A 26,667-nucleotide genomic window follows, 5' to 3' on the forward strand; every position below is an offset into this window, starting at 1 on the left:
CCTTCCTACAGTGCTCCTACAGAAAAAGGTGACATAAGGTCACCTTTTTTATAGGGGTTGATCAGTGTGTTGAATACTTCTTCAACATGTTGTGAGGACAGGGCTAGGGTGGCGCCACAATTATAAAAAGGCGCACCACTATGACTGCCATGACGCTGTGTCTGGACCGTCCTGGACTCCTGCCCCGTTTGTCTTGCCACCATCTGTCTCGCGGTCGGTTGCTCGACCCCCTGCTGGCATCGACGGCGCGGGTGAGATTGCTCTGCGCACCCGCGGGTAGTGGCAAGAGTGCGCTGCTTGTCGAATGCCTGTTGCAGGCGCCCGCGCACTGTCAGGTGCATTGGCTGCCGTTGGCGGGAGAGCCGATCAGTGTGGTTGATTTTCGCCAGCGCCTGGCTCAAACCCTGGGGCTGCCAGCATCGGATGAGCCAGCGTTACTAGAGTATCTGGCGCGACTACAGACAGCGACCTGGTTGTTTCTCGATGACTACTGCCGTTCTCCCCATCCGGAACTGGATGTGCTGCTCGACCGGTTGCTGGCCATCAGCAGCCCGATGGTCACCTGGTGGCTGAGTGGTCGGCGCCGTCCGCAATGCAATTGGCCACGGCTGCTACTGGATGACGACCTGTACGATTGCGAGCGCGCCACGCTGGCGTTCGATCAAGCTGAAATCGAACAGTTGTTGCAACACCTGGAGCCGGCCCAGGCCGCGAAAGTTGCCCAGAGTATCTTCCAGCGCAGTGGTGGCTGGTGCGCCGGCGTACGGATCGCACTGCTGCAAAAATGCGATTGGTCACGCAACGACACACTCCAGGTTCGGCCGGATACCCTGCACGATTACCTCGACCATGAGCTCTTCGCCAACCTGACCCCGGAGCTTGCTGAAGCCTGGCGGGTGCTGGCCCACTTGCCACGCTTCAATGCCCGGCTCTGCGATCACCTGTTCGGTGCGGGTGAGGGTGCCCAATGCTTGAGCGCGCTGCAGGCATTGGGCTGCTTCATTGAGCCCTGGCAAGACTCGACAGACTGGCTGCAGATATTCGCTCCCCTAAGCCGGTTGATGCGTGAAGAGCAATGGCCGGCCGGGCGCTCCTGGCATCGGCGTGCCTGCCAGTGGTTCGCCGCCGAACTGGACTGGAAGGCCGCCTTCGAACACGCCTTGCTGGCCGAAGAGTTCGAGGTCGCCGTCAGCCTGTTGCAGCATTTCAGTTTCGAGCATCTGTTCCATGAGCAGACCGTGGTGCTGCTGTTGCGATTGCACGAGCAACAAGGTGAGGACCTGATGCTCGGCTCGCCACAATTGGTCGGGCTGATCACCGCGGCCTTGTTGTTTGCCGGACGCTTTGAGCAGGCGGGTGAATGCATCGAACATTTGTCCCGTTTCAATCCTCAGTCGTCAGCGTTCCTGCAGCGGCAATTGATCGCCCGCTGGCAAGCGCAACAAGGTTGGTTGCTGCATGTGCAGGGGCGCATGAGCGCTTCCCGGGCACACTTTCTCGAAGCGCTCAGTGAACTGGGACCGCAGTTCTGGCCCGTCCGGCTGATGTGCCTGTCCGGTTTGACGCAACAGGCGCTGATCCGGGGCGAACTTGAGGTCGCACAGGCGCTCAACCGTGAGGCGTTGTGCCTGGCCCGGGCGCAAGGCTCGCTGGTGTTTGAGGGGCTGCTGGAGCTCGATCACGCGCAGTTGCTCGAGCAACGCGGGGCGTGCGACAGGGCTGAGCAGTTGCTCGCCAACATGTACGGCCTGCTCGCCCGGCAGCAACCGCTCGCCGAACCCTTGCTGGGGCGGATTGCCCTGCGTCGTGGGCGGCTGAGCTTGAGTCAGGGCCGGGAAGTGCAGGCGGCAACGTATTTCGAGACCGGCCTGCAGATCTGCCTGCGCAATCAGGATAAACGAGTGCTGTACGGGTTCCTCGGCCTGGCACAACTGGCGGCCAATCGGCTGGATTACGCTCAAGCCTTCGTCCTGCTGCGTGACGCCGAACGGTTGATGCAACAACGGCGCATTCCAGACACGGTGTACCGCAGTGTTCTGCTGCAAATGAGCTGTCATTTCTGGCTACAGCAGGGACGGCCGCAATTGGCTCACGAAGCCCTGACCCGGGTGCTGCGCCACTATCATGGCCCGCATGCGCGTCAGGCCCCACCGGCAACGCTGGAGCTGATTCCAGGCCTGGAATATCTGCTGGTACTGACCGAGGTTTACCTGGGACAGGAGCAAATGCCCTCGGCCCGGCTTGAGGCGCTATTGCAGTGGGCCAGCCAGCGTGGGATGTCGGGACTGCAAGCGCAATTGCACCTGGCTTTGGCTGAAGTTGCCTGGCTGAGCGACAACCCGGCAGGAGCCCGGCAATCGTTGCAGGAAGGCTTGGCACTGATCCAGCGTTGTAACCTGCAACAGGCCTTGCGCGATTTGCAGTTGCGCCAGCCACGGTTGCTGGAGGCCATCGGGCGGGCTGAAGGTAATGATCCGCAGGAGATGGCCACCGCCCGCAACCGACTGAGTCAACGTGAGATCGAAGTGCTCAGGTTAGTGGCACAGGGCAACTCGAACCAGCAAATTGCCGATCTGTTATTTATCTCTTTGCACACGGTGAAAACCCACGCGCGCCGCATCAATGGCAAGTTGGGGGTGGAGCGTCGAACCCAGGCTGTGGCCCGGGCAAAGGTACTGGGAATTGTTATTTGAGGGCGGGCGACTCATACCCCATCCGCCAGCTCACGGCCCGTGTCGCCGCCAGCAACCGCTGCGCCGCCGGTCCGTTTTCGTCGGCATGAAACAGGGAGGCCGGGCCAACAATGGTGATCACCGCCGCCACGTGCCCGACGGCATTGAACACCGGTGCCGACAACGCATCGACCCCAGGCATCAGCAAACCGTGCACATGATGCAAGCCACGCTCACGGATCTGCCCGAAAAGGGTTTCATAGCCCTGATCGTCGGCAAGGGCGTGAGCGTCGTCGTTTTGCAGTTCCTGCTCGCGCAAATCCACGGTTTCACGGTTGGGCAGGTAAGCGCCGAACACCAACCCGGTCGATGAACTGAGCAATGGCAGCACCGAGCCCAATTGCGTGACCACCGTCACCGCGCGCACCGCCGGCTCGATATGCACCACGGTTGCGCCCTGATTACCCCACACCGCCAGAAAGCAGGTTTCGTTCAGTTCATCGCGCAGCTCGGCCAAGGGCAGGGCGGCGACTTTCAGCACGTCCATACTGTTCAGGGCAGCCAACCCGACGCGCAAGGCTTCGCGGCCCAGGCCGTAATGGTTGGTGGTGGTGTTCTGCTCGGCAAACCCGCTGGCGATCAAGGCCTGCAGATAGCGGTGAACCTTGCTTGCCGGCATTTGCACGTGTTCGGCCAGCCGTGAAAGGGACGTCGAAGGTGACAACTGCGCCAACGCCTTGAGGATGTCGGTACCCACCTCGGCCGAGCGGACTTTCTGTTTACCGTTACTTTCGCTGCTCATGGAGGTGATTGGTCCCGTTACAAATGGACGTCTTTATAGCTTGACGGTCAATACCAATCAAATTACGTTATGCGTAATTGAATTACGATAAAAATAACCCGATGTGCCAAGACCTCTTCAATCGAGTGAAAGGGCACTGCCTACTCTCTGTTCAGGAGGCTCCATGAACCTCGATTCAACGGCGCCAGCGCTGGCTTATCAGTCAGGCTTCGGCAACGAATTCAGCAGCGAAGCCTTGCCAGGTGCATTGCCCGTCGGCCAGAACTCCCCGCAAAAAGCCCCGTATGGCCTCTACACCGAATTGTTCTCCGGCACGGCGTTCACCATGGCCCGCAGTGAAGCGCGGCGCACCTGGATGTACCGCATACAGCCGTCGGCCAATCACCCAGCATTCGTAAAGCTGGACCGGCAATTGGCCGGCGGCCCGCTGGGTGAAGTGACCCCCAACCGGCTGCGCTGGAACCCGTTGGATATGCCGAGCGAGCCCACCGATTTCATCGACGGGCTGGTGAGCATGGCGGCCAATTCGGCTGCGGAAAAACCGGCCGGGATCAGCATCTACAGCTACCGTGCCAACCGTTCCATGGAGCGGGTGTTCTTCAACGCCGACGGCGAACTGTTGCTGGTGCCGCAATCGGGGCGCCTGCGCATCGCCACCGAACTCGGCGTACTGGACCTGGAACCGCTGGAAATCGCCGTCTTGCCGCGCGGCCTGAAATTTCGCGTTGAACTGCTCGACCCGCAAGCCCGCGGCTACATCGCCGAGAACCACGGCGCGCCGCTGCGCCTGCCGGATCTGGGACCGATCGGCAGCAACGGCCTGGCCAATGCGCGGGACTTCCTGACCCCGGTTGCCCATTACGAAAACCTCAAGCAACCGACCCCCCTGGTGCAGAAATTCCTCGGCGAGTTGTGGGGTTGCGAGCTTGATCATTCGCCGCTGAACGTGGTCGCCTGGCACGGCAATAACGTGCCGTACAAGTATGATCTGCGCCGTTTCAACACCATAGGCACAGTCAGTTTCGATCACCCGGATCCGTCGATCTTCACCGTCCTGACCTCGCCCACCAGCGTGCACGGCCTGGCCAACCTCGATTTCGTGATCTTCCCGCCCCGCTGGATGGTGGCCGAGAACACCTTCCGTCCACCGTGGTTCCACCGTAACCTGATGAACGAATTCATGGGCCTGATCCAGGGCGAATACGACGCCAAGGCTGAAGGCTTTCTGCCGGGCGGCGCGTCGTTGCACAGCTGCATGAGCGCCCACGGCCCGGACGGCGAGACCTGCACCAGGGCGATCAACGCCGAGCTCGCTCCGGCGAAAATCGACAACACCATGGCCTTCATGTTCGAGACCAGCCAGGTGCTGCGCCCGAGCCGTTTCGCCCTGGACTGCCCGCAACTGCAAACCACCTACGATGCTTGCTGGGCCACGCTGCCCGCCACTTTCGACCCGACCCGGAGATAACCCATGACTCAGACTTCCATCACTCGTAGCTGGGTTGCCTCCGCCAACGGCCACGCTGATTTCCCGCTGCAAAACCTGCCATTGGGCGTGTTCACTGTAAAGGGCTCGGCACCTCGCAGTGGCGTGGCCATCGGCGAGCATATTTTCGATCTGGAAGCGGCACTCGATGCGGGTCTGTTCGAGGGGGCTGCAAAAACGGCGGTCGAAGCCACCCGTGGCGGCCAGCTGAACGCCTTTTTCGAACTGGGTCGCGAAGCACGAGTTGCGTTGCGCGAACGTCTGCTGGAGCTGTTGCAAGAGGGCAGCACCCTGCACGGCAAGATCGAAGCCCAAGGCTCGAAGTTGCTGCCACTGGCGGCCCATTGCGAGATGCAGCTGCCGGCAAGAATCAATGACTACACCGACTTCTACGTCGGCATCGAGCACGCGCAAAACGTCGGCAAACTGTTCCGCCCGGACAATCCGCTGCTGCCGAACTACAAGTACGTGCCGATCGGCTACCACGGCCGCGCCTCGACCATTCGCCCGTCCGGCACCGACGTGCGCCGTCCGAAAGGCCAGACCCTGCCGGCCGGTCAGACCGAACCGACCTTTGGCCCCTGCGCCCGTCTGGATTACGAGCTGGAACTGGGCATCTGGATCGGCCAGGGCAACGAGATAGGCGACTCCATCGCCATCGGCGACGCCGCCGATCACATCGCCGGTTTCTGCCTGCTCAACGACTGGTCGGCGCGGGATATCCAGGCCTGGGAATACCAGCCACTGGGGCCGTTCCTGTCGAAAAGTTTCATCACCAGCATTTCGCCTTGGGTGGTGACCGCCGAGGCGCTGGAGCCGTTCCGTCGTGCCCAGCCGGTGCGTCCTGGAAGCGATCCGCAACCGCTGCCGTACCTGTTGGATAAACGCGATCAGGCCGCTGGCGCCTTCGACATCGAACTGGAAGTGCTGCTGCTCACTGAAGCCATGCGCGAGCAGAACCTGCCGGCCCATCGCCTGACCTTGAGCAACACTCAACACATGTACTGGACCGTGGCGCAACTGGTCGCGCACCACAGCGTCAACGGCTGTCAGCTGCAGGCCGGTGATCTGTTCGGTTCGGGAACCTTGTCGGGACCGGAAAACGGTCAGTTCGGCAGCTTGCTGGAAATCACCGAGGGCGGCAAAAAGCCGATCGAACTGGCGTCGGGCGAGGTGCGCAAGTTCCTCGAGGACGGCGACGAGATCATCCTGCGCGCCCGTTGCAGCCGCGACGGTTTTGCTTCCATCGGTTTCGGCGAATGCCGCGGCAAAGTATTGCCGGCGCGCTAAGAGGAGCGGCTCATGGAACTCTATACCTACTACCGTTCGACCTCGTCCTATCGGGTGCGGGTCGCGTTGGCGTTGAAGGGGCTGGATTACCAGGCGCTGCCGGTCAACCTGATCGCCCCTGCGGGTGGCGAGCACCGCCAATCGCCCTATCTCGGCATCAATCCGCAGGGCCGGGTGCCAGCCTTGCGCACCGACGAAGGTGACCTGCTGATCCAGTCACCGGCGATCATCGAGTACCTGGAGGAGCGTTATCCACAGGTGCCGCTGCTGTCCAAAGACCTCACTGCCCGCGCCCGCGAGCGGGGCGTGGCAGCGGTGATCGGTTGCGATGTTCATCCACTGCACAACGTCAGCGTGCTCAACCGGCTGCGGCAGTTGGGCCACGATGAAGCGCAGGTGGTGGAGTGGATCGGGCACTGGATCAGCCAGGGATTGGCGACGGTGGAGCAGTTGATCGGCGATGAAGGTTATTGCTTCGGACCGCAGCCCGGTCTGGCGGATACCTACCTGATCCCGCAGCTGTATGCGGCGGAGCGCTTCAACATTTCGCTTGAGGCGTATCCGCGGATTCGCCGAGTGGCGGCGTTGTCGGCGCAGCATCCGGCATTCATAAAGGCGCATCCGGCAAACCAGCCAGACACCCCTTGACGCCACACCCGGTCCCCTTGTGGGAGCGAGCCTGCTCACGAAGAGGGAGTGTCAGTCACATTAACGCAGCTGACACACCGCTTTCGCGAACAGGCTCGCTCCTACAGGGGGTCGGTGATCAATGGACGATGGAGTTGGGCGGCAGGTGTCCCAGTCGTTCCGTCAGGCGAATCCGCTGAATCGGATCGTCACTGAGCAGCAACGCATGCTCAAGGTCAAAGCGCTCGGCATTCGGGCATTCCAACCGTTGATAGAGGCTCGCCCGTGCCAGGTAATCGGCAGCGCTGGCGTTGCCCAGTTCCAGCACGCGCTCGGCGTCGATCAGGGCGCCGATGTAATCATCGTGGGAAAGGTGTAGCTGGCGCAGGTTGCGCGACAGCCGTTGCAGCATCGGCACCGGTTCGGCGGTCAGCAAATGCTCGGCGCTGAGTTTCATGTTCGGGCCGTACTGGCGCTGCAGCAGTTCCCGGCAATCGTTGGGGTACAGGCGACGGCCGCCACACGGGTCAAGCAGGTGGTCGGCACCCGGTACGCGCAGCAGGAAATGCCCGGGGAAGTTCACCCCGACCATTGGGATTTCCAGTCCCCTGGCCAGTTCCAGCGCAATCAATCCCAAGGCCAGCGGCTGGCCGCGTCTGCGCTCCAGCACCTTATTGACCAAGGCCACTTGCGGGCGCAATGGCGTGAAGTCGTCCTGGGCGAATCCCAGGTCATTCATGCGCCGCAACAGCGGCTGGGCCAGTTCGCTGACCGGTAACATCGGCAGGCCGTAGCTGACGCGTTGCTGCAGGTCATTGAAGTTTTTCAGGACCGCCTCGGGATTCAGCTCTTTGTCGTGTTCGGCCGCGATCCACAGCGCCGCCTCGAACAGCGCGGGCGGTGATCGTTGCAGACAGGCGAAAAAGCATTGGCGCGGGGTCATCAAAATCTCCGGGGTATGCCTCGTTTTAGCCTCGTCTGCGACATTCGTCCAGTACCCCGCGCAAGCCATCCCGGGTTATTTCCGAAAGGCTGTTTGGCGGCTACGCTTATTCCGGTGCGCTTCTGCAATTTTTGGGCGCAAGCCTATACTGGCGACTACGAGTAGTCATTCGGGAGCCCTGCGATGTTCGCTCTCATGCAAAGCACTCGCCTTGAATCGCTGCATTTGAGCGTCGACCCGATCACCGGGTTGAAGGCGGTGATTGCCATTCATAACAGTCGTCTCGGACCTGCCTTGGGAGGCTGCCGTTACCTGGCCTATCCGGATGACGAGTCCGCGGTCGAGGACGCTGTACGCCTGGCTCAAGGCATGAGTTACAAAGCGGCGCTGGCTGGCCTGGCCCAGGGCGGCGGCGTCGCGGTGATCATGCGACCGGTGCATGTGGAAAACCGTGCCGCGTTGTTCGAAGCCTTTGGACGCTGCATCAATCAGCTCGACGGCCGCTACATCACGGCCATCGACAGCGGCACCTCGGTGGCGGACATGGATTGCATCGCCCAACAGACCCAACACGTCACCAGCACCACCTCGGCGGGCGACCCTGCGCCCCACGCAGCCATGGGCGTATTCACCGGCATTCGTGCCACGGCCATGGCCCGCCTGGGCAGCGATAACCTCGAAGGCCTGCGAGTAGCGATTCAGGGGCTTGGCAACGTGGGGTATGCCCTGGCCGAGCAACTGCATGCCGCGGGCGCCGAACTGCTGGTCAGCGATATCGATCACGGCAAGGTGCAACTGGCGATGGAACAGCTGGGCGCGCACCCGATTGCCAACGATGCGTTGCTCAGCACGCCTTGTGACATTCTCGCGCCCTGTGGCCTCGGCGGCGTGCTCAACAGCAACAGCGTGACGCAACTGCGCTGCGCGGCGGTGGCCGGTTCCGCCAACAACCAGCTGATCCATTTGGAAGTCGCCGATCAATTGGAGCGGCGGGGCATCCTGTATGCCCCGGACTATGTGATCAATGCCGGCGGGCTGATCTATGTGTCGCTCAAGCACCGCGGCGAAGCGCTGACGACCATCACTGCACACCTGTCGAAAATCAGCTCGCGACTGACCGAAGTCTTCGCCCATGCCCAGGCCGAAAAACGCTCCCCGGCGCGGGTGGCGGACGAGCTGGCGGAGAAAGTGCTGTACCGCTGAGCAACGCAATTCCCACGGACATGAAAAAGGCCCTGAGCCATTTGACTCAGGGCCTGTTCAATTCGGGCGCTGCTTACTTCGGCGTCTTCGCAGCCTTGGCGGGCTTGGTCGGCTTGGTCGGCTCGACGCTTGCCTCTTCCCCAGGGGCAGCCACTTCGAGTTCAGCAACTTTGGGTGCAGCAACTTCGGGTTCAGCGACTTCAACTGGAGCGTTCAGCAGTTCGGACAAGGCATCCGGCTGGCTCTTGAACGCCTTGGCGAACACATCGCGATTCTTCGCCATGTAGATCCCGGCTTCTTCCACTTGCTGTTCAGTCAGGGACGGAACGGCTTTTTGCAACACCTCGGCCAGCAATTCGGCCAGTTCGAGCATTTTGTCATGACGGTCAGCTTCGGCTTTATCCATGAACAAGCGCTCCAGATCTCGGCTGCTGCGGTATACCACTTCGACGGCCATTCACCACCTCACATGCCTTCACATTAAGTTGTCTGTATCGACTACTGTATCTATATACAGCGAAAGGATAAGCGAATCCGCACGCTTTGGGTAGTGGCTTTTCAATGTAGACCGGATTCAGGGTTTGTCAGTTAAACCGTGTCGCTCCCTTCGCGAAGGCATCCGTCCAGACAGCGCCGACGTGTCTCATGACTCGCAGCCTTCATCTCAATCCAGCCTCTGGCCTTTTTTCTGCATGCAGAACAACCGTCACGTCCAACCCGCATCATCCGCTCGAACCGAGCTAAGGAAGAATCATCGTGAAAATCAACTGGGCCGAGAAGCTGCGGCAGAACGTGCACCAACTGGCCGAGTCCCTGGGCAACCTGTTCGTCGAGACCTTCCACTACCTGGCGCTGTTCGCCATCGGTGCGGTGACCGCGTGGGCGGCGGTGATGGAATTCCTGGGGATGCTCGAAGAGGGGCACATCAAGATCGATGACATCCTGCTGTTGTTCATCTACCTGGAACTGGGGGCGATGGTCGGGATTTATTTCAAGACTAACCACATGCCGGTGCGCTTCCTGATCTACGTGGCGATCACGGCGCTGACGCGACTGCTGATCTCCAACGTCTCGCACCACAATCCGCCGGACCTGGGGATCATCTACCTGTGTGGCGGGATTCTGCTGCTGGCGTTTGCGATCCTGGTGGTGCGCTATGCCTCGTCGCAATTCCCTTCGGTGAAGATCGAACACCCGCAGCGCAAGATTGGTGCGGGTTCCGGTGAACATCCCGAAGTGGAGAAGGGCGAGATCTAAAGCCCCATCGACGGCCGGGGCTGGCCTTTGACCTTGGGCGGCGGCAGGTTGCGATTGTCGCCGTCGGTCATGGCTTCGAGGATGGCCACGGCGCTGTGGCCCTGTTCGATGGCAATGCCGAACTGAATGCTTTGCACCAGGCGTTTGAGGCGTTTGGGGTCATTGCGTTGTTCGGCGCTGATCAGCCTTTTGGCGACCACATGGCCGCTGTTGGACAGGGTCAGCATGATGCTGCCATCCAGACCCTGGATGCTCAGGTTGATCTGGTAATCGGCTGCAAAGGCATCGGTAATGAGCTGAAAGGGATTGTCCATGATGCGTTACCGCCTGATTGAACGTGCAGTTGTTGACCGGCAGAGATCGGATTGGTTCGCAACACCAGACCATTGGCATCTGCCGCCATTGCTGACGTAGGACATAGCAAGGGGCATGCCGGAAAAATTGTCGAACAATGAGTGCGGGAGGGGGGTTGACGCTGACACTGTAGGAGCGAGCTTGCTCGCGAAGGACTAGAGGGCGACGCGTTAATTCAGAAATAACGCGTCATCGTTAATATCCATCGCGAGCGAGCTCGCTCCTACAGCCAACCGGTTGCCCGTTTCAGGGCATGAACGAATAAATGATCGCAGACAGTGCAATCAAACCGATCAGCACCACGAACACGTTCGAGGCCTGTCCCGAGTACTGGCGCAAGGCCGGTACGCGGCGGATGGCGTACATCGGCATCAGGAACAGCAGGCAGGCGATGATCGGCCCGCCGAGGGTTTCGATCATCCCGAGTATGCTCGGGTTGAAGGTCGCCACGGCCCAGCAGCTGAGGATCATGAACAGCGCCGTCGCGCGGTTCAGCCAGCTTGCCGACATCACCCGGCCACGGCCGCGCAAACTTTTCACGATCAGGCCCTGAAAGCCTTCGCTGGCGCCGATGTAATGGCCGAGGAAGGATTTGGTGATCGCCACCAGCGCAATCAGCGGCGCCGCGTAGGCAATGACCGGGGTCTGGAAGTGGTTGGCCAGGTACGACAGGATCGAGATGTTCTGGGCCTTCGCCGCGGCCAGATCGGCCGGGGACAGCGCCAGCACACAGCTGAAGCAGAAGAACATCACGGTCACCACCATCATGCCGTGGGCGATGGCCAGGATGCCGCTGCTTTTGCGCTCGGCCTGTTCGCCATAACGTTGCTTCTGATCGACGGCGAAGGCGGAGATGATCGGCGAATGGTTGAACGAGAACACCATCACCGGGATCGCCAGCCACAGCGTCTTGAAGAACATCGGCAAGGGCATGCCTTCACTGGCGGTGGCGAAGAAGGCGCCGTTCCAGTTCGGTATCAGGCTCAAGCCGAGCAGCAATAGCGCCGCGACGAACGGGTAAACCAGCACGCTCATGCATTTGACGATGACGCCCTGGCCGCAACGAACGATCGCCATCAGACCGAGGATCAACCCCAACGACAGAATGGCCCGCGGTGGCGGCGCGATGTGCAACTGATGTTCCATGAAACTGCTCAGGGTGTTGGTCAGCGCCACGCTGTACACCAGCAGGATCGGGAAGATGGCAAAGAAGTACAGCAGCGTGATCAGTTTGCCGGCGCCGATGCCGAAGTGCTCTTCCACCACTTCGGTGATGTCCCCGGAGCGACCGGACAGCACGAAACGGGTCAGCCCGCGGTGGGCGTAAAAGGTCATCGGGAACGCCAGTATGGCCAGGATCAGCAACGGCCAGAAACCACCGACGCCGGCGTTGATCGGCAGGAACAGCGTGCCGGCGCCAATGGCCGTACCGTAGAGCCCGAGCATCCAGGTGGTGTCGTGTTTGCTCCAGCCCTTGTGGGTTAATTCGGTATTGCGTGTCAGGTCTACAGCGGGATTATCGGCAGCAGTTGTACGTACATCGGTCATCGTTCAGGCCTCGTTATTGTTCTTGCTCGGGCTCACGTGTTACGGACGGTCAGGGAATGCTCCTCAGCATTCCACCCAGCTCACCGCCAGGCCGCCCCGTGAAGTCTCTTTGTATTTGTCGTGCATGTCGGCGCCGGTATCGCGCATGGTGCGGATCACCCGGTCCAGGGAAATGAAGTGTTTGCCGTCGCCACGCAGGGCCATTTGCGTGGCGTTGATTGCCTTCACCGCGGCGATTGCGTTGCGCTCGATGCACGGCACCTGGACCAGCCCGCCGACCGGATCGCAGGTCAGGCCGAGGTTGTGTTCCAGGCCGATTTCGGCAGCGTTTTCCAATTGTTCCGGGGTGGCGCCGAGCACGTCTGCCAGGCCGGCGGCGGCCATCGCGCAGGCCGAACCGACTTCGCCCTGGCAGCCGACTTCGGCGCCGGAGATCGAAGCGTTTTTCTTGCACAGGATGCCGACGGCCGCAGCGCCGAGGAAGAACGCGACCACGTCATCGTCCGAGGCGTCCGGGTTGAATTTCATGTAGTAGTGCAGTACCGCCGGAATGATCCCGGCCGCGCCGTTGGTCGGTGCCGTGACCATGCGTCCACCGGCGGCGTTTTCTTCGTTCACCGCGAGGGCGAACAGGTTGACCCACTCCATGGCCGACAAGGTCGAAGTGATGACATTCGGTTTGCCGATTTCCAACAGGCTGCGGTGCAATTTCGCCGCGCGTCGCGGAACATTCAGACCGCCGGGCAGGATGCCTTCGTGACGCAAGCCTTGCTCGACGCATTCGCGCATCACCGACCAGATGTGCAGCAGGCCCTGACGGATTTCGGCTTCGCTGCGCCAGGCCTGTTCGTTGGCCATCATCAGTTCGGAAACGCGCAAGCCGTGCTGGTTGCAGAGCTTGAGCAATTCGGCGGCGCTGGAGAAGTCGTATGGCAGCACCACATCGCTGGTGGGCGCGATGCCGGACTCGGCTTCGGCCGCTTCGATGATGAAACCACCGCCGATCGAGTAGTACGTCTGCTCCGACAACTCACCGGTTTCGCCGAAAGCGGTCAAGGACATGGCGTTAGGGTGGTAGGGCAGGCTCTCGTCGAGCAGCAGGAGATCGCGTTGCCAATCGAAGGCAATGGTCGATTGGCCTGCCAGGGACAGTTCGCCGGTTTCGCGCAACTGTCCGATTCGACTGTCGATGCTGGTCGGGTCGATGCTGTCCGGCCATTCGCCCATCAGGCCCATGACACAGGCGCGGTCGGTGGCGTGGCCGACGCCGGTGGCGGAAAGCGAGCCGTAAAGGCGGATTTCTACCCGACGTACAGACTTCAGCAAATCCTGGTCAATCAGTGCCTGGGCGAAGGTTGCTGCAGCGCGCATCGGACCGACGGTATGGGAGCTGGACGGGCCGATACCGACTTTGAAGAGATCGAAAACACTGATAGCCATGCTAAAGCCTATACAAGCAATGGGAGAAAAATCGCTGCCATTTTTGTAGGACAAGCGCAATATCGGCGATACTGCCTCCCAAGGTCCTACGTGACCAACGAAATTTCCTAAGACAGCCTTTAGTAGGACTAAACGATGAGTCGTCAATTACATGCCCAGACTTATGTCTGGCTGCATGTGTTTTCCTGTGCCGCGCGGCACTTGTCGTTCACCCGATGCGCCGAAGAGCTGCACATCACGCCGGGTGCGGTCAGTCAGCAAATTCGCCAGCTCGAAGAGCGGCTGGGTTTTCGCCTGTTCCACCGGCGTGCTCGCGGCGTGGAATTGAGCGCCGAAGGCCAGCGACTGGCCATCACGGTCAACGAGGCTTACGGCAGCATTGATGCGGAATTGCGACGACTGGATGCCGGAATGATCAGTGGGATCCTGCGACTGCGCTCGATTCCATCCTTCCTCAGCAAGTGGCTGACTCCGCGGTTACCGCGATTGCAACAGCGTTTTCCGGATGTTCAATTGCGTCTGGTCGCCGAGGACAGCAACGTGCCGTTGCACGAGGGCGACTTCGACCTGGCCATTGACCTCAATGACGGCAGTTACCCCGGCCTGTTATCTACAACCCTGCTCGACGAGCAGATCTTCCCGGTCTGTGCGCCGAGCCTGTTACGCGGTCGGCCACCGCTGCATGGTCCGGCGGACCTGATGCACTTTGCGCTGCTGCACGACATCACGGCCTGGCGGGGCAGTTATGAGTACGCGGAATGGGAGTTCTATCTCGATGCCATCGGTTTTGAAGGCGCGGACGTACGGCGCGGGCACACCTTCAATCGCAATCACTTGACCATCGAAGCGGCGATTGCCGGCATGGGCGTGGCGATTGCGCGGCGAACGCTGCTGAACGATGAGCTGGATCGTGGCACGTTGATCGTGCCGTTTGGCCTGGCGGTACCCAATCACAAGCGTTATGTGCTGCTCTATGCGCCGGGCGCGCTGAGCCATCCGGGCGTGCGTGCGGTGCATGACTGGCTGGTGGAAGAGGCGGGGATTTTTCGCAGCATGCATCCGTTGGCGGAGCGGCAGATGTAAGTCGGCTCGGGACCTCAGGGCAAGGCGACCCAACTCCCGACCTTAGCAGCGCTTTTACCGGTTGTCCGGCTTTTTTTGCAAAACCATATTTATCTTTATCCAGGGGTTGAATTGTTCAGCGCGCACACCGATTGTGTAAGTAAGAGGTCACGGTGATGACGCCCAAGGGCCAGCCGATGCGCCTCTCGCGAGCTAGCTGAAATAAGGGATGAACTATGCAAATCCAAGTCAACAGTGATAACCATATTCAAAGCAGCATCCGACTGGAGGAGTGGGTACGTACTACCATTGAGAGCACGCTCGAACGTTATGAAGAGGACCTGACCCGTGTCGAGGTTCACCTGCGGGACGAAAACGGCGACAAGCCCGGACCGCACGACATGCGCTGCCAGCTGGAAGCGCGGCCAAAAGGCCATCAACCGATTTCTGTCACCCACAAAGCTGACTCCCTGGAACTGGCGATCGACGGGGCAGCCACCAAACTTGAACATGCGCTGGATCACCTGTTTGGCAAACTGCGGGGCAAACCACGTGCCGCTGTAGTGCCTTTCGAGAGGGGGGCGCACGCAGATGTGCTTCTGGAAGAAGAGTTTCTCGAAAACGAACAGGCTGCGCTGAACGGCTGAAGTCTGATTCAGTGTTAACCGTCCCACAGTCTTTTCCACCATACAAAGCGGGCCTGCTTATGCAGGCCCGTTTTTTTTGTGCGTTCCAGCGTTCAGGTCTGCAATCGATGGCGACCTCATCGGATCTGCTTTGCGTATGAGAATATTTATCATTAATATTGCGGCCTTGTTGGCCCCGTGACATGCACGCGGCTTCACCGGTTTCAAGGTCGAAACATGAAAGGCAGACTCCGCACACTCCCCGTTTCCTACCGACTGGCAGTCACATCGCGGGTGCTGGCAGCTGTGTTGGGCGGTTACCTCGTTGCGGCGCTGGCCAGTGTCAGCCTGACCCTGTGGTTGCCCATGGGCCGTGCGGACGCCGTGGTGACCGGGATGATGACCTCGTTCCTGGCCTACCTTGGCGCCGTACTCTGGTGCTTTGCCTGTCGCAGCGCATGGCAGGCCTGGTTCGGACTGCTGGTGCCAGGCCTGGTACTGGCGGCAGTGTCGGGCCTGGCGTACTGGGTGGGCCACTCATGAAAGAGGGCTTTCGTCAGGCCATGGCCTGGTTGCACACCTGGGCCGGGCTGACCTTTGGCTGGCTGTTGTTTGCGATCTTCCTGACCGGCACGCTCGCCTATTTCAAGGACGAGATCAGTCACTGGATGCAGCCGGAGATTCCCCTCCGTTCAGTGTCATCCGAAGCCAGTCTGACCCTGGCCCAGCACTATCTTGAGCAACACGCCGCCGGAGCCTCGCGCTGGTCCATCGACTTGCCCGACGAGCGCGAACCAGCCCTTGCGGTGCGGTGGCAGCAAGCCCCGGCCAAGCGTGGCGAACGCGGCCAATTCACCGAAAAACTTCTCGACCCGCAAACCGGTGCCCAAGTGCAGGGTCGGGAAACCAGGGGCGGCGACTTCTTCTACCGCTTTCACTTCCAGCTGCAAATGCCCTATCCGTGGGGGCGCTGGTTATCCACCCTCGCCGCCATGGTGATGTTCGTCGCGCTGATCAGCGGGATCATCACCCACAAGAAAATCTTCAAGGACTTTTTCACCTTCCGCCCGCGCAAGGGCCAACGCTCCTGGCTCGACGGACACAACGCGGTGGGCGTGCTGGTGTTGCCGTTTCACCTGATGATCACCTACAGCAGCCTGGTGATTTTCATGTCGATGGTGATGCCGGCGAGCATTCTTGTCTCCTACAACGGGGATGTCCGGGCGTTTTACGATGAGGTGTTTCCCGCCTCCAATACGCCTGAACTCGCCGGTAAACCGGGGCAACTGGCGCCGTTGGCACCGCTGTTGGAACAGGCCCGCGAGCAGTGGTCCGGCGGCCGGGTGGGGCGCCTGACGGTCAACAATCCGGGGGACGCGAACGCCTCGGTGGTGCTCGTTCGTGACGGTACCGATCGCGTGGTCCACGACTTTGGCCGCGCAGTGACCTTCAACGGCGTCACCGGCCAGCTACTCGGCACGACCCCGGAACAATCGTTGCCGCGGGCGATTGCCGGCGGGTTCTACGGCTTGCACATGGGCCATTTCGCGGGGCCGGTGTTGCGTTGGCTGTACTTCGTTTGCGGGCTGGCGGGCACGGCGATGATCGGCACCGGGCTGGTGATCTGGCTCGGCAAGCGTCAGCTCAAACATGCGAAAAGCGGCGTGATGCCGTTCGAGTTGCGGCTGGTGGAAGTGCTCAATATCGCCAGCATGTCGGGGTTGATGGTCGCAGTGGCGGCGTTTTTCTGGGCCAATCGATTGCTGCCGGTCGGGATGGCCGGGCGTGGGGACTGGGAGGTCAACAGCTTCTTCATTGTCTGGGGTTTGAGCGCACTGCATGCCATGGTTCGCCTTGGGCGCGTGGCGTGGGTCGAGCAGTTGGCGCTGGCGGCGTTGTTGTTTGGCGCGGTACCGCTGTTGAACGCCCTGACCACGCCTTATCACTTGGGCGTTACGCTGGAGCAGGGCGATTGGGCCATGGCCGGTTTCGACCTGACGTGCCTGGGCAGCGGGATGTTTTTCGCTTGGGCCGCGTGGAAAATGCAACGCGCGGGGCAGGTTGCCAGCGTCACCCGACGACGTGCGCAACCGGTCACGCTTGAGCAAGGGGCACGCTGATGTTGCTGGCCCTGTTGCTCTGCTATGGCGGTTTCACCGCGCTCTGTTTATCGATGGAGCGACATCACGCCGAACTGCTGGGTCGCAAGCCCTCGGCCCGTCGCCGCCAGGGTATGAAGTTCGGTGGTTGGCTGTTGCTGGCCTCGTCTTTGTGGGCGGCGGTGGCGACGACCGGTTGGGGGCTGGGGCTGGTGCAGTGGTTCGCGGTATTGATGCTCAGTGCCTTGCTGTTGGTATTGTTGCTGCCGTATCGCCCGCGCCTGGCGTTGTCGTTGGCCGGCTTGAGCCTGCTCGCCAGCCCCGTCGCCGCGTTTGCGCAGTGCTGACCCGATGATCGCCAGCCCACCGGAATCCCACGACGAGGAACATCGCGGCGCCCGTGCGCATTTCCTGCAGGTGTTCTTGTCCCAGCGTTCGCAGATGGAAGCGCTGGTGAGCCGTCGGGTCGGTTGTCGGGCGACAGCGGCAGACCTGGTGCAGGATTTGTTCCTGCGCTTCTGGCGTCGTCCGCTGGTGCAGGTCGAGGAACTCAGCACCTACCTGTTGCGTTGCGCCGGCAACATCGCCATTGACCATTTGCGCAGTGAAGGCACGCGGGTGCGGGTCAACGAAGGCTGGATGCCGGACGCGCCGGACAGTCATGGCAGTGAACCGCAAGCCGCGCTGGAGGCGGGCAACGATCTGCGCCACGTCGAAGCCGCGTTGCGCGCATTGCCGGAGCGTACGCGGCAGATCTTTTTGCTCAATCGCATCCATGGCCGCAAATACGCCGAAATCGCCAAGGCCATGGGCCTGTCCCAAAGCGCCGTGGAAAAACATATGATGCGCGCCCTCGAAGCCTGCAAGGCCAGCCTGCGCGAATCCGAACCGCGCACGCCAGGGAAAGCACTGTGAACACCATTGAACGCGTGACGCCGACGCCCGCTCAGGAGCAGGCGGCTTTCGCCTGGCTGAGTCTGTTGCATGACCAGCCCGGCAGCGCTGATCAGGCGACCTTCAGCCATTGGCTGCAGGCTGATCCCGCCCATTCCGAGGCGTACGCCCAGGCGCAAGTGGTGTGGGAGTTGACCGAAGCACCGGCGCGAACCCTGGCCGATGAAGAAGCCTTTGCCTTGCAGGGTTACCTCAACGCCATGAACCGCCCGCGCCGCTCCAGCGTGCGACGTTGGTCCGGTGCGTTGGCGATGGCGGCCTGTCTGCTGCTGATGATCAGCCTGGGTGCTGGTTGGCAGCCTTCACGCTGGGTCGATGATCTGGGCGCGGACTATGTCTCGGCACCGGGGGAGATCCGTACCGTCACGCTGGCCGATCAGTCGCAAGTCACGCTGGACGCCGACAGTGCGATTGCCGTGGACTTCAGTCGTGGTGAGCGGCGTGTACAGCTGCGTCGCGGTGCCGGTTTTTTCAGCGTGAGCCATACCGGCGAGCCGTTTGTGGTCGAGGCTGAAAAGGGTCAGGCACGGGTGCTGGGCACGCAGTTCGAAGTCCGCCTGCAACCCCATGGCGCGCAGGTCACGGTGTTGTCCGGTCGGGTAGGCGTCACGGCGGACGGCCAAGCCGAACAGCAGGTCCTGAGCGCTGGACAGCAAGTGGCGTATGGCGAAGGTTCGGCGGAAAAACTTCATGCTGTCGACAGCGAAGCGCAGTTGGCCTGGCGTCAGGGTTGGCTCAATTACTACAAGGCGACATTGGCCGAGGTGGTGCAGGACCTGGGGCGTTATTACCCGGGGCGGATTGTACTGCTTAACGATGAACTGGCGGCGCGGCGGGTCAGTGGCAGTTTTCCGAGCAAGGATCCGCGGGCGGTGTTGAGTTCGTTGCAGGGGGTGTTGGGGTTTGAGCAGCACACCGTTTTGGGGCAGTTGATTATTTTGCGGTGAGGCCTATTGCCCCTTCGCGAGCAGGCTCGCTCCCACAGGGGAACGCATTCCAATTGTGGGAGCGAGCCTGCTCGCGAAGGCGCCAGATCAAACAACACATCCTCCCTATAAAACTATTTTCAAAAAAAGGGTGAGGTAAACCCGGGCGCCATCCGTGTAGTGACTGAAACTGCGATTCATTCGCATCCGAAGCGGTTCTACACAGGTCATGAGCAATGAAGTCCAAGGCAATGCCGGGTTGGGTCAAACAATGGTTGGGTGTTTCTGCCTTGAGCTTTTCGGCGTTGGCATGGCTGCCGTCGAGTGCGGCGCTGGCGGCTGAGGTCGGCACTGACCAGCAGCGTGCGCAGTTCAATTTTGCCCTGGCCGCCAAACCGCTGCCCCAGGCCTTGAGCGATTTCAGCCGGGTCACCGGCATCAGTGTGGTCTACACCGATGAGGCGCCCTACGGCATCACCGCGCCGGCAGTCAGCGGGCAGATGAGTGCCGAGCAGGCGATGCAGCGATTGCTCGGCGGCTCGGGTTTCACCTTTCGCCGCACCGACGGCCACACCCTGGTCCTGGAACCGTTGCCCACCGCAGGCACCTTGAACCTGGGGGCGACCACCATCACCTCGGTGATGGATCAAACCACGAGCTACCAGCCGCCGCCCACCAGTTCGGTGATGCGCTCCTCGGCCTTGCTCCAGGAAATCCCCCAGACCGTCAACGTGATCCCGGCCCAGGTCATTCGCGATCAGGCACCGCGCAACCTGGACGATGCGCTGGCCAACGTCAGCGGCATCACCCAGGGCAATACGCTGGGCAGCACCCAGGATTCGGTGATGACCCGCGGCTTCGGCGACAACCGCAACGGCTCGATCATGCGCGACGGCATGCCGGTGGTGCAGGGCCGTGGCCTCAATGCCAGCGTCGAGCGCATCGAAGTACTCAAGGGCCCGGCTTCCTTGCTCTACGGCATCCAGGATCCGGGTGGTGTGGTGAACATGGTCAGCAAGAAGCCCGAACTTGAGCAGTACAACGCGCTGACCCTGCGCGGCTCGACCTACGGCGACGGCAAGAACGGCGGCGGTGGCGGCCTCGACAGCACCGGCGCCCTGGGTGATTCAGGGCTGGCGTATCGCATGATCCTGGACCATGAAGACGAAGACTACTGGCGCAACTACGGCACCCATCGCGAGACGCTGGTGGCGCCGTCCCTGGCCTGGTTCGGTGAAAGCACCAAGCTGTTGTTCGCCTATGAACACCGCGAATTTCTGACCCCGTTCGACCGTGGCACGATCATCGATCCACGTGATAACCATCCGCTGGACATCTCCCGTGAACGTCGCCTCGACGAGCCGTTCAACGACATGGAAGGGCGCTCGGACCTTTATCACTTCGAGGCCGACCACGAGCTCAACGAAAACTGGAACGCCCACTTCGGCTACAGCTGGAACCGCGAAACCTACGATGCCAGCCAGGTGCGCATCACGGCCATCGACACCAACCGAGGCACGCTGACCCGGAGCATGGATGGCACGCAGAACGCCATCAGCACCGACCGCTTCACCACCGCCAGCCTCGAAGGCAAGGTCAATGTCGCGGGCATGCAGCATGACCTGGTGTTCGGCATCGATGACGAGTACCGCAAGATCTACCGCGAAGACCTGATCCGCCAGAGAAGCCTGAGCACCTTCAGCTACACCAACCCGGTTTACGGCCGCGAAGTCGCCGGTACTACCATCAGCCCGGCCGACAGTGCGCAGACCGATAAGCTGCGCAGCGATTCGGTGTTTGTGCAGGACTCGATTCACCTCACCGACCAGTGGATCCTGGTGGCTGGCGCACGCTTCCAGGAGTACGACCAGTACGCCGGCAAAGGCGTACCGTTCCAGGCCAACACCGACAGCAATGGGCAAAAATGGGTACCGCGCGCCGGTCTGGTCTATCGCTACACCGACGCGTTGTCGTTCTACGGCAGCTACACCGAATCCTTCAAACCCAACTCGACCATCGCCCCGCTCAGTGGCAGCAGCACCGTGCTCGACGGCAGCGTCGCGCCGGAAGAAGCCAAGTCCTGGGAAGTGGGGGCCAAGCTGGATATCCCTGGTCGCGTGACCGGTAACGTCGCGCTGTTCGACATCAAGAAGCGCAACGTGCTGGTGGCCAACTCCGAAGGCCCGGTGACGATCTACAGCGCTGCCGGTGAAGTGCGATCCCGTGGCCTGGAAGTGGATCTGACCGGCCAGCTCAGTGATCGCTGGAGCATGATCGGTAGTTATGCCTACACGGATGCCGAGGTCACTGAAGACCCGACCTACAAAGGCAAGAAACTGCAAAACGTAGCGAAGAATACCGGCTCGCTGTCGGCGGTCTACGACTTCGGCACCCTCATCGGCGGCGATCAACTGCGGGTCGGTGCGGGGGCGCGGTATGTGGGGGAGCGAGCGGGGAATGCGGTGAACGATTTCGACCTGCCGAGCTACACCGTGGCCGATGCATTCGCCAGCTACGACACCAAGGTCGAAGGGCAGAAGGTCAAGTTTCAGCTGAATGTGAAGAACCTGTTTGACCGTACTTATTACACGTCTGCGGCGAGCCGGTTCTTTGTGTCGATGGGGGATTCGCGGCAGGTGACGCTTTCCAGCACCTTGGAGTTTTAACGAAGGACCGCGTCATCGTTCTTCGCGAGCAGGCTCGCTCCCACAGTTGACCGAATTGTTTGAATGAAATGCGATCCAGTGTGGGAGCGAGCCTGCTCGCGAAGACGGCCTGTCAGGCGCTGAAAATCTTGGAACTAGCGCAAAAACGCCTGCCGATACTCCCCAGGCGTCCCCCCCAGCGCCTGGCGAAACCGGTTGGTAAAGTGACTGGCACTGGCAAACCCACACGCCAACGCAATGTCCCCCAACGGCTGTAACGTCGTGCGCAGTAATTCCCGCGCCCGGCTCAACCGTCGCGCCAGCACATACTGATGCGGCGGCAAGCCAAAGCTCTGCCTGAACATCCGCGCAAAGTGATACTCCGACAGCGCGCACAACCCCGCCAACTGTCCCAGGCTGATGGCCTCGGCCAACTGACTGTCGATGAACTCGACCAACTGCCGACGCTGATGCGCCGCCAACCCGCCCTTGAGCCGCAAGCCCTCGCGCATTCCGACCTGGCCGAGCAATACGTGACTGAGCATCTCATGCGCCAGGCTACTGGTGAGCAGACGTTCGCCGGGCTCCTGCCAATTGAGCGTGATCAACTGCCGAAAGCGTCGGGCTTGCTGCGGATCATCGAGGAAGGTGCTTTCACGTAACTGAAGTTCGCGCGGTTCACGATCCAGCAGCGTGACGCAGCCCAGAGCGAACTGTTCGGGGCTGAAATAAACATGGGCGAGGCGAATGTCGCCATTGATCACCCAGGCCGACCGGTGTTCGGCCGGCAGGATGCACAGCTTGTCCGGGCCGCCCTTGATGCCGGGCCGGTCGCGGCGAAAGGTGCCGGTGCCGCCGGCGATGTAGCAGGACAGTGTGTGATGGCTGGGGGCTTCGTAATCCTGTGCATCGTGATGGTTGCTCCACAAGGCTGCAGCCATGCCGTCACCGAGCTCGGCGCTGTGCTCGAGGTGAGCATTGGGCGAGCGGTTGAGGGCTTGAAACACTTGCAGGGATTCCAGTGCGGGCATGATCGGTTCTCTCCAACGCCTTGCATCCTACTCCGTAGCCCTTGGCCTGCCAGCCCGTCGGCCGACAAAAGCGCAAGTTTATGCAAGTGCGAAAAGGTTTGGCGCAGGACACTGGGCACCTGACCAGGCAATGTCCTGTGGCGAGGGAGCTTGCTCCCGCTTGAGTGCGCAGCACTCACAAAAAGGGCCGCTGCGCAGCCCAGCGTCGGATCGCCGCCCGGAGCCAAGCTCGCTCGCCACAGAATCGAACAGCGTTGCCCCATTCCGGAGTCTTTGTCATGAACCTTTCGTTATATCTGCTGACCGTGCTGATCTGGGGCACCACCTGGATTGCCCTGAAATGGCAACTGGGCGTGGTGGCCATCCCCGTGTCGATTGTCTATCGCTTTGGCCTCGCCGCATTGGTGCTGTTCGTGATGTTGCTGCTCAGCCGCAAGCTGCAAGTGATGAACCGCCGCGGGCATCTGATCTGCGTGGCGCAGGGGCTGTGCCTGTTTTGCATCAATTTCATGTGTTTCCTTACCGCCAGCCAGTGGATCCCCAGCGGCCTGGTGGCGGTGGTGTTTTCCACCGCCACGCTGTGGAACGCCTTCAATGCGCGGGTTTTCTTCGGTCAGAAAATTGCCCGCAATGTGCTGACGGGCGGAGCGCTGGGGTTGCTCGGGCTCGGCCTGTTGTTCTGGCCTGAACTCGCCGGTCATACCGCCAGCCCGGAAACCTTGCTCGGGCTGGGACTGGCATTGCTCGGCACCCTGTGCTTTTCGGCCGGCAACATGCTCTCGAGTCTGCAGCAGAAGGCCGGTCTCAGACCGCTGACGACCAACGCCTGGGGCATGGCCTATGGCGCGGCGATGCTCTCGGTCTGGTGCCTGGTCAAAGGTATTGCGTTCGATATGGAGTGGAACGCCCGTTACATCGGCTCGTTGTTGTATCTGGTGATTCCCGGTTCAGTTATCGGTTTTACTGCCTACCTGACGCTGGTCGGGCGCATGGGCCCGGAGCGGGCAGCCTATTGCACGGTGTTGTTTCCGGTGGTGGCGCTCAACGTGTCGGCCGTTGTCGAGGGTTACCAGTGGACCGCTCCGGCGCTGGCGGGCCTGGTGATGGTCATGCTGGGTAATGTGCTGGTGTTTCGCAAACCCGGCGTGGGGGGCAAACCGGTACCGGGTAAGTTTGCATGAACTGAACACTGTTATTTGTCGTTTACCAGTGCCAGGTATATCAATGCTAGGAACATGTATTCAATGTTGCTTCGTGCCCATTCAAAGGCATTGCCCTGAGCGGAATACTCCAGGTCGAACCACTCATTAAGTATGATGATGTACAGGACGTAATAAACAAAAATAGCGGTGGTCAAACCCACTATGGCAAACTTCTTGGCCTCGTGAAAATCGTTGCGCGGCGCATCAAGTTTCCGGTAAAGCTGATAGGACCCATACAGGCAACTGAAAGTGAAAATGACCTCGAACGTGATGATTGCCCAGTAAAACCGGTGGTGAAACAGGGTCGAGGTGACAGCCCGGTAGCGTCGGGAATCGTTGCCTTGGGTATCGCTCATACTGATGATTCGCCCGATATACTCGGTGTAGGCCGTGTAGTCGGTAAAATTATTGATTAGCGTGGCGATACCGAATATTGCTGCCATCAAGACAATCAGCACTTTGCTGCGTCTGATTGCGCAGGCGGCGGTGAATTTATTCATCTATTTGTTCTCCAAAAGTCCGTTTGGTATTGCCTCCAGATTTTTGAAGCTTATAACGTTTTTTGAATAAGTCTGGCGAGGACTGAGTTGCAAGTTATGTCTTCTGTTATGGCGCAGGCCAAGTAATTGAAGTGTCGAAAGAGGAGGGGTGTCATCCGTCGCTGAACATTCCTGCGGCCGTGATGGAAATGGCACGTCCATCCAGACGTGCCGTGGGTCACTCAGCCCTGCCAGACCTGAGGGTTGACCAGATCCTGTGGTCGTTCGCCCAGCAAGGCGCTGCGCAGATTGCTCAAGGCCCGATTGGCCATCGCTTCGCGGGTTTCATGGGTAGCAGAGCCGATGTGCGGCAATGTGACAGCATTTTTCAACTGGAACAGCGGCGAATCGGCCAGCGGTTCTTTCTCATAGACATCCAGGCCGGCGCCGCGGATACGGTTGTTCTGCAGGGCTTCGATCAGGGCCGGTTCGTCGACGACCGGACCGCGAGCGATGTTCACCAGAATGGCGCTCGGTTTCATCAACGCCAGTTCACGATGGCTGATCAGGTGTCTGGTCTTTTCGCTGAGCGGCACTACCAGGCAGACGAAGTCGGCTTCGGCCAGCAGTTGGTCGAGGCTGCGCATTTGCGCGCCGAGTTCGCGTTCCAGTCCGGTCTTGCGGCTGTTGCCGCTGTAGATGACCGGCATGTTGAAACCCAGGCGCCCGCGACGGGCAATCGCGGCGCCGATGTTGCCCATGCCGACGATGCCCAGGGTCTTGCCATGCACATCGCAACCGAACAACTGCGCGCCGACGGTGGCTTGCCATTGGCCGGCCTTGGTCCAGGCGTCCAGTTCCGCGACGCGCCGGGCACTGCTCATGAGCAAGGCGAAGGCCAGGTCGGCGGTGCTTTCGGTGAGCACGTCGGGGGTGTTCGTGAGCATGATCCCGCGCTCGTTGAAGTAGGCGACGTCGTAGTTGTCGTAGCCGACCGAGACGCTGGAGACGACTTCGAGTTTGCTGGCGTTTTCCAGTTGGGCGCGGCCCAGTTTGCGACCGACGCCGATCAGTCCGTGGGCGTGGGGCAGGGCTTCGTTGAATTGGGCGTTGATGTCGCCGTTTTTCGGATTCGGCACGATGACGTCGAAGTCTTGCTTGAGGCGTTCGATCATCTCGGGAGTGACGCGGCTGAAGGCCAGGACTGTCTTTTTCATGGGAGGAGGGCTCGTCGGGCATTGGAGAATGCCAAGCACGCTAACATTCTTCCCGGACGTTGTGCGAGTACCTGAATGCGTCGGATGTGCCGCACCGCAGCGATGGCGGAGTGTCAGGTACACCTTGTTGCAGCGATCGCCGGCAAGCCGGCTCCTGCAGGAGCCGGCGCGGATTCTTAATCCTGCGGATCGATACTGTCCAGCGCGCGATTGACGGCCAGTTCGCCCAGCATGATGACCTGCTGGATGCCCAACAAGGCGTTGCGGTGGGGACCGTCCAGAAATCCGGCGAGGTCACTGGCCATGACACTGGCCGAGGCGAGGGATTCGCTGGCGTGGACCAATAGGGTTTCGGTGTTGATGTTGGGGGCGACAACGAATAGATGGCTGGGTGTGTGGGGCGGGATGGAGGCTTTGAAGTTGAGTGGTTTTGGTGAGGAAATGCAGTCAGCTTCGGGGGGGTTAGGGGTTGGTTTAAACATAAGGGCGTATCTCTATGGTCGGTGTGTCAGGACCGCCACCTTTCGTTTTCCAGACGATAGGGTGGCAGCTGTGCGCGGACTGGAAAAACCGGACCACAGACCAAAGCCGGCAGACCCGAAGGTCTCCCGCGCACAGCCGCCATAACATTGCGAGCATAAAAAAGCGCCGCAGTATGCCATGAGCTGTGGTAGTGGTCAGGTTTTCCAGGCCTGATCGCTGATTCGTCAGCGACCCCCAAAGCCTACCTATTTCGCTTCCCACACGACAACCGACAGAACGTGTCGGAAACATCCTCAGACATCGCACCTTTTGTAGGAGCGA

General features: G+C 60.7%; 24 protein-coding genes and 1 pseudogene. 15 read left to right on the forward strand and 10 right to left on the reverse strand.

The genetic code is table 11. The features are described from left to right. Positions 1-140: 140 nt before the first annotated feature. The gene (locus tag ACA041_RS04250) at positions 141-2,693 is read left to right on the forward strand and encodes a helix-turn-helix transcriptional regulator (RefSeq protein ID WP_497440010.1); all 2,553 of its coding nucleotides are present in this window, start codon (positions 141-143) and stop codon (positions 2,691-2,693) included. Here the strand turns inward: ACA041_RS04250 and ACA041_RS04255 are convergent. Continuing rightward, positions 2,686-3,474 (reverse strand): IclR family transcriptional regulator, encoded by a 789-nt coding sequence (locus ACA041_RS04255; protein ID WP_497440011.1) that lies wholly within the window; start codon positions 3,472-3,474, stop codon positions 2,686-2,688. The genes ACA041_RS04250 and ACA041_RS04255 overlap by 8 nt on opposite strands. A gap of 163 nt (positions 3,475-3,637) precedes the next feature. On the opposite strand from ACA041_RS04255, the gene hmgA reads away from it, so the two are divergent. From hmgA to maiA, 3 genes are read left to right on the forward strand one after another with little or no spacing between them, the layout of a single operon-like run. After that, the gene (gene hmgA / locus ACA041_RS04260; protein WP_497440012.1) at positions 3,638-4,942 is read left to right on the forward strand and encodes a homogentisate 1,2-dioxygenase; all 1,305 of its coding nucleotides are present in this window, start codon (positions 3,638-3,640) and stop codon (positions 4,940-4,942) included. Between the two features lie 3 nt (positions 4,943-4,945). Beyond that, complete coding sequence (fahA, locus tag ACA041_RS04265) at positions 4,946-6,250, forward strand: fumarylacetoacetase (protein ID WP_497440013.1); 1,305 nt, start codon at positions 4,946-4,948, stop codon at positions 6,248-6,250. Positions 6,251-6,262: 12 nt separating this feature from the next. Further along, positions 6,263-6,898, forward strand: coding sequence for a maleylacetoacetate isomerase (gene maiA, locus ACA041_RS04270; protein ID WP_497440014.1), 636 nt, complete (start codon positions 6,263-6,265; stop codon positions 6,896-6,898). Between the two features lie 118 nt (positions 6,899-7,016). On the opposite strand, the gene ACA041_RS04275 is transcribed toward maiA, so the two are convergent. Continuing rightward, a complete protein-coding gene (locus ACA041_RS04275) occupies positions 7,017-7,820 on the reverse strand; it encodes a SirB1 family protein (RefSeq protein WP_497440015.1) in 804 nt (267 codons plus the stop codon). Positions 7,821-8,003: 183 nt separating this feature from the next. On the opposite strand from ACA041_RS04275, the gene ACA041_RS04280 reads away from it, so the two are divergent. Beyond that, entirely contained in the window at positions 8,004-9,023 is a 1,020-nt protein-coding gene (locus ACA041_RS04280; protein ID WP_497440016.1) for a Glu/Leu/Phe/Val dehydrogenase family protein, read from the forward strand. Between the two features lie 217 nt (positions 9,024-9,240). Here ACA041_RS04280 and ACA041_RS04285 read toward each other — a convergent pair. Continuing rightward, a pseudogene (locus ACA041_RS04285) lies at positions 9,241-9,480 on the reverse strand (YebG family protein); the annotation flags it as partial. Positions 9,481-9,779: 299 nt separating this feature from the next. Here ACA041_RS04285 and ACA041_RS04290 point away from each other — a divergent pair. Continuing rightward, positions 9,780-10,280 (forward strand): phosphate-starvation-inducible protein PsiE, encoded by a 501-nt coding sequence (locus tag ACA041_RS04290; RefSeq protein ID WP_497440017.1) that lies wholly within the window; start codon positions 9,780-9,782, stop codon positions 10,278-10,280. On the opposite strand, the gene ACA041_RS04295 is transcribed toward ACA041_RS04290, so the two are convergent. The 3 genes from ACA041_RS04295 to ACA041_RS04305 form a co-directional block, all read right to left on the reverse strand. Then, the gene (locus ACA041_RS04295) at positions 10,277-10,594 is read right to left on the reverse strand and encodes a DUF3509 domain-containing protein (RefSeq protein WP_497440018.1); all 318 of its coding nucleotides are present in this window, start codon (positions 10,592-10,594) and stop codon (positions 10,277-10,279) included. The two genes, ACA041_RS04290 and ACA041_RS04295, sit on opposite strands and share 4 nt — an antisense overlap. Before the next feature lie 286 nt (positions 10,595-10,880). Continuing rightward, complete coding sequence (locus tag ACA041_RS04300; protein ID WP_497440019.1) at positions 10,881-12,182, reverse strand: serine/threonine transporter; 1,302 nt, start codon at positions 12,180-12,182, stop codon at positions 10,881-10,883. Between the two features lie 63 nt (positions 12,183-12,245). Beyond that, complete coding sequence (locus tag ACA041_RS04305) at positions 12,246-13,622, reverse strand: L-serine ammonia-lyase (RefSeq protein WP_497440020.1); 1,377 nt, start codon at positions 13,620-13,622, stop codon at positions 12,246-12,248. 135 nt (positions 13,623-13,757) lie between these two features. On the opposite strand from ACA041_RS04305, the gene ACA041_RS04310 reads away from it, so the two are divergent. The 8 genes from ACA041_RS04310 to ACA041_RS04345 all read left to right on the forward strand — a co-directional run bounded on the left by ACA041_RS04310 (position 13,758) and on the right by ACA041_RS04345 (position 21,955). Further along, complete coding sequence (locus tag ACA041_RS04310) at positions 13,758-14,705, forward strand: LysR substrate-binding domain-containing protein (protein WP_497440021.1); 948 nt, start codon at positions 13,758-13,760, stop codon at positions 14,703-14,705. A gap of 215 nt (positions 14,706-14,920) precedes the next feature. Continuing rightward, positions 14,921-15,331, forward strand: coding sequence for an HPF/RaiA family ribosome-associated protein (locus ACA041_RS04315; protein WP_497440022.1), 411 nt, complete (start codon positions 14,921-14,923; stop codon positions 15,329-15,331). Positions 15,332-15,547: 216 nt separating this feature from the next. After that, positions 15,548-15,853: a DUF3649 domain-containing protein gene (locus ACA041_RS04320; protein ID WP_497440023.1), complete on the forward strand. Its 306-nt coding sequence runs from the start codon at positions 15,548-15,550 to the stop codon at positions 15,851-15,853. Beyond that, positions 15,850-17,430, forward strand: a complete 1,581-nt coding sequence (locus ACA041_RS04325; RefSeq protein ID WP_497440024.1) for a PepSY-associated TM helix domain-containing protein — start codon at positions 15,850-15,852, stop codon at positions 17,428-17,430. Before ACA041_RS04320 ends, ACA041_RS04325 begins: the two co-directional genes overlap by 4 nt. Then, positions 17,430-17,756, forward strand: coding sequence for a DUF3325 domain-containing protein (locus tag ACA041_RS04330; RefSeq protein ID WP_497440025.1), 327 nt, complete (start codon positions 17,430-17,432; stop codon positions 17,754-17,756). Before ACA041_RS04325 ends, ACA041_RS04330 begins: the two co-directional genes overlap by 1 nt. A gap of 4 nt (positions 17,757-17,760) precedes the next feature. Then, entirely contained in the window at positions 17,761-18,324 is a 564-nt protein-coding gene (locus ACA041_RS04335; protein ID WP_497440026.1) for an RNA polymerase sigma factor, read from the forward strand. Continuing rightward, on the forward strand, positions 18,321-19,310 hold the full coding sequence (locus tag ACA041_RS04340) for a FecR family protein (protein WP_497440027.1): 990 nt from the start codon (positions 18,321-18,323) through the stop codon (positions 19,308-19,310). The genes ACA041_RS04335 and ACA041_RS04340 overlap by 4 nt, the downstream gene beginning before the upstream one ends. A 215-nt stretch (positions 19,311-19,525) precedes the next feature. After that, on the forward strand, positions 19,526-21,955 hold the full coding sequence (locus tag ACA041_RS04345; RefSeq protein WP_497440028.1) for a TonB-dependent siderophore receptor: 2,430 nt from the start codon (positions 19,526-19,528) through the stop codon (positions 21,953-21,955). 134 nt (positions 21,956-22,089) lie between these two features. Here the strand turns inward: ACA041_RS04345 and ACA041_RS04350 are convergent, their stop codons facing one another. After that, on the reverse strand, positions 22,090-22,965 hold the full coding sequence (locus ACA041_RS04350) for a helix-turn-helix domain-containing protein (protein ID WP_497440029.1): 876 nt from the start codon (positions 22,963-22,965) through the stop codon (positions 22,090-22,092). A 278-nt stretch (positions 22,966-23,243) separates the two neighbouring features. Between ACA041_RS04350 and ACA041_RS04355 the strand changes: the two genes are divergently transcribed. Continuing rightward, the gene (locus tag ACA041_RS04355; protein ID WP_497440030.1) at positions 23,244-24,146 is read left to right on the forward strand and encodes a DMT family transporter; all 903 of its coding nucleotides are present in this window, start codon (positions 23,244-23,246) and stop codon (positions 24,144-24,146) included. 11 nt (positions 24,147-24,157) lie between these two features. Here ACA041_RS04355 and ACA041_RS04360 read toward each other — a convergent pair whose 3' ends face one another. From ACA041_RS04360 to ACA041_RS04370, 3 genes are all read right to left on the reverse strand, one after another. Continuing rightward, complete coding sequence (locus ACA041_RS04360; RefSeq protein ID WP_497440031.1) at positions 24,158-24,667, reverse strand: DUF2165 family protein; 510 nt, start codon at positions 24,665-24,667, stop codon at positions 24,158-24,160. Positions 24,668-24,888: 221 nt separating this feature from the next. Beyond that, a complete protein-coding gene (locus ACA041_RS04365) occupies positions 24,889-25,863 on the reverse strand; it encodes a 2-hydroxyacid dehydrogenase (RefSeq protein WP_497440032.1) in 975 nt (324 codons plus the stop codon). A 176-nt stretch (positions 25,864-26,039) separates the two neighbouring features. Next, positions 26,040-26,345: a DUF6124 family protein gene (locus ACA041_RS04370; RefSeq protein WP_497440033.1), complete on the reverse strand. Its 306-nt coding sequence runs from the start codon at positions 26,343-26,345 to the stop codon at positions 26,040-26,042. Positions 26,346-26,667: the final 322 nt, after the last annotated feature.

The organism is Pseudomonas sp. LBUM1676, assembly GCF_059695605.1.

Bases quoted from the DNA above. Each gene is read 5' to 3' on its own strand.
- ACA041_RS04365 (WP_497440032.1), bottom strand. From the start codon at position 25,863: ATGAAAAAGACAGTCCTGGCCTTCAGCCGCGTCACTCCCGAGATGATC.
- ACA041_RS04325 (WP_497440024.1), top strand. From the start codon at position 15,850: ATGAAAGAGGGCTTTCGTCAGGCCATGGCCTGGTTGCACACCTGGGCC.
- ACA041_RS04320 (WP_497440023.1), top strand. From the start codon at position 15,548: ATGAAAGGCAGACTCCGCACACTCCCCGTTTCCTACCGACTGGCAGTC.
- ACA041_RS04315 (WP_497440022.1), top strand. From the start codon at position 14,921: ATGCAAATCCAAGTCAACAGTGATAACCATATTCAAAGCAGCATCCGA.
- ACA041_RS04275 (WP_497440015.1), bottom strand. From the start codon at position 7,820: ATGACCCCGCGCCAATGCTTTTTCGCCTGTCTGCAACGATCACCGCCC.
- ACA041_RS04250 (WP_497440010.1), top strand. From the start codon at position 141: ATGACTGCCATGACGCTGTGTCTGGACCGTCCTGGACTCCTGCCCCGT.
- ACA041_RS04300 (WP_497440019.1), bottom strand. From the start codon at position 12,182: ATGACCGATGTACGTACAACTGCTGCCGATAATCCCGCTGTAGACCTG.
- hmgA (WP_497440012.1), top strand. From the start codon at position 3,638: ATGAACCTCGATTCAACGGCGCCAGCGCTGGCTTATCAGTCAGGCTTC.
- fahA (WP_497440013.1), top strand. From the start codon at position 4,946: ATGACTCAGACTTCCATCACTCGTAGCTGGGTTGCCTCCGCCAACGGC.
- ACA041_RS04255 (WP_497440011.1), bottom strand. From the start codon at position 3,474: ATGAGCAGCGAAAGTAACGGTAAACAGAAAGTCCGCTCGGCCGAGGTG.
- ACA041_RS04335 (WP_497440026.1), top strand. From the start codon at position 17,761: ATGATCGCCAGCCCACCGGAATCCCACGACGAGGAACATCGCGGCGCC.
- ACA041_RS04295 (WP_497440018.1), bottom strand. From the start codon at position 10,594: ATGGACAATCCCTTTCAGCTCATTACCGATGCCTTTGCAGCCGATTAC.
- ACA041_RS04280 (WP_497440016.1), top strand. From the start codon at position 8,004: ATGTTCGCTCTCATGCAAAGCACTCGCCTTGAATCGCTGCATTTGAGC.
- ACA041_RS04305 (WP_497440020.1), bottom strand. From the start codon at position 13,622: ATGGCTATCAGTGTTTTCGATCTCTTCAAAGTCGGTATCGGCCCGTCC.
- ACA041_RS04355 (WP_497440030.1), top strand. From the start codon at position 23,244: ATGAACCTTTCGTTATATCTGCTGACCGTGCTGATCTGGGGCACCACC.
- ACA041_RS04360 (WP_497440031.1), bottom strand. From the start codon at position 24,667: ATGAATAAATTCACCGCCGCCTGCGCAATCAGACGCAGCAAAGTGCTG.
- ACA041_RS04330 (WP_497440025.1), top strand. From the start codon at position 17,430: ATGTTGCTGGCCCTGTTGCTCTGCTATGGCGGTTTCACCGCGCTCTGT.
- ACA041_RS04345 (WP_497440028.1), top strand. From the start codon at position 19,526: ATGAAGTCCAAGGCAATGCCGGGTTGGGTCAAACAATGGTTGGGTGTT.
- maiA (WP_497440014.1), top strand. From the start codon at position 6,263: ATGGAACTCTATACCTACTACCGTTCGACCTCGTCCTATCGGGTGCGG.
- ACA041_RS04310 (WP_497440021.1), top strand. From the start codon at position 13,758: ATGAGTCGTCAATTACATGCCCAGACTTATGTCTGGCTGCATGTGTTT.
- ACA041_RS04350 (WP_497440029.1), bottom strand. From the start codon at position 22,965: ATGCCCGCACTGGAATCCCTGCAAGTGTTTCAAGCCCTCAACCGCTCG.
- ACA041_RS04370 (WP_497440033.1), bottom strand. From the start codon at position 26,345: ATGTTTAAACCAACCCCTAACCCCCCCGAAGCTGACTGCATTTCCTCA.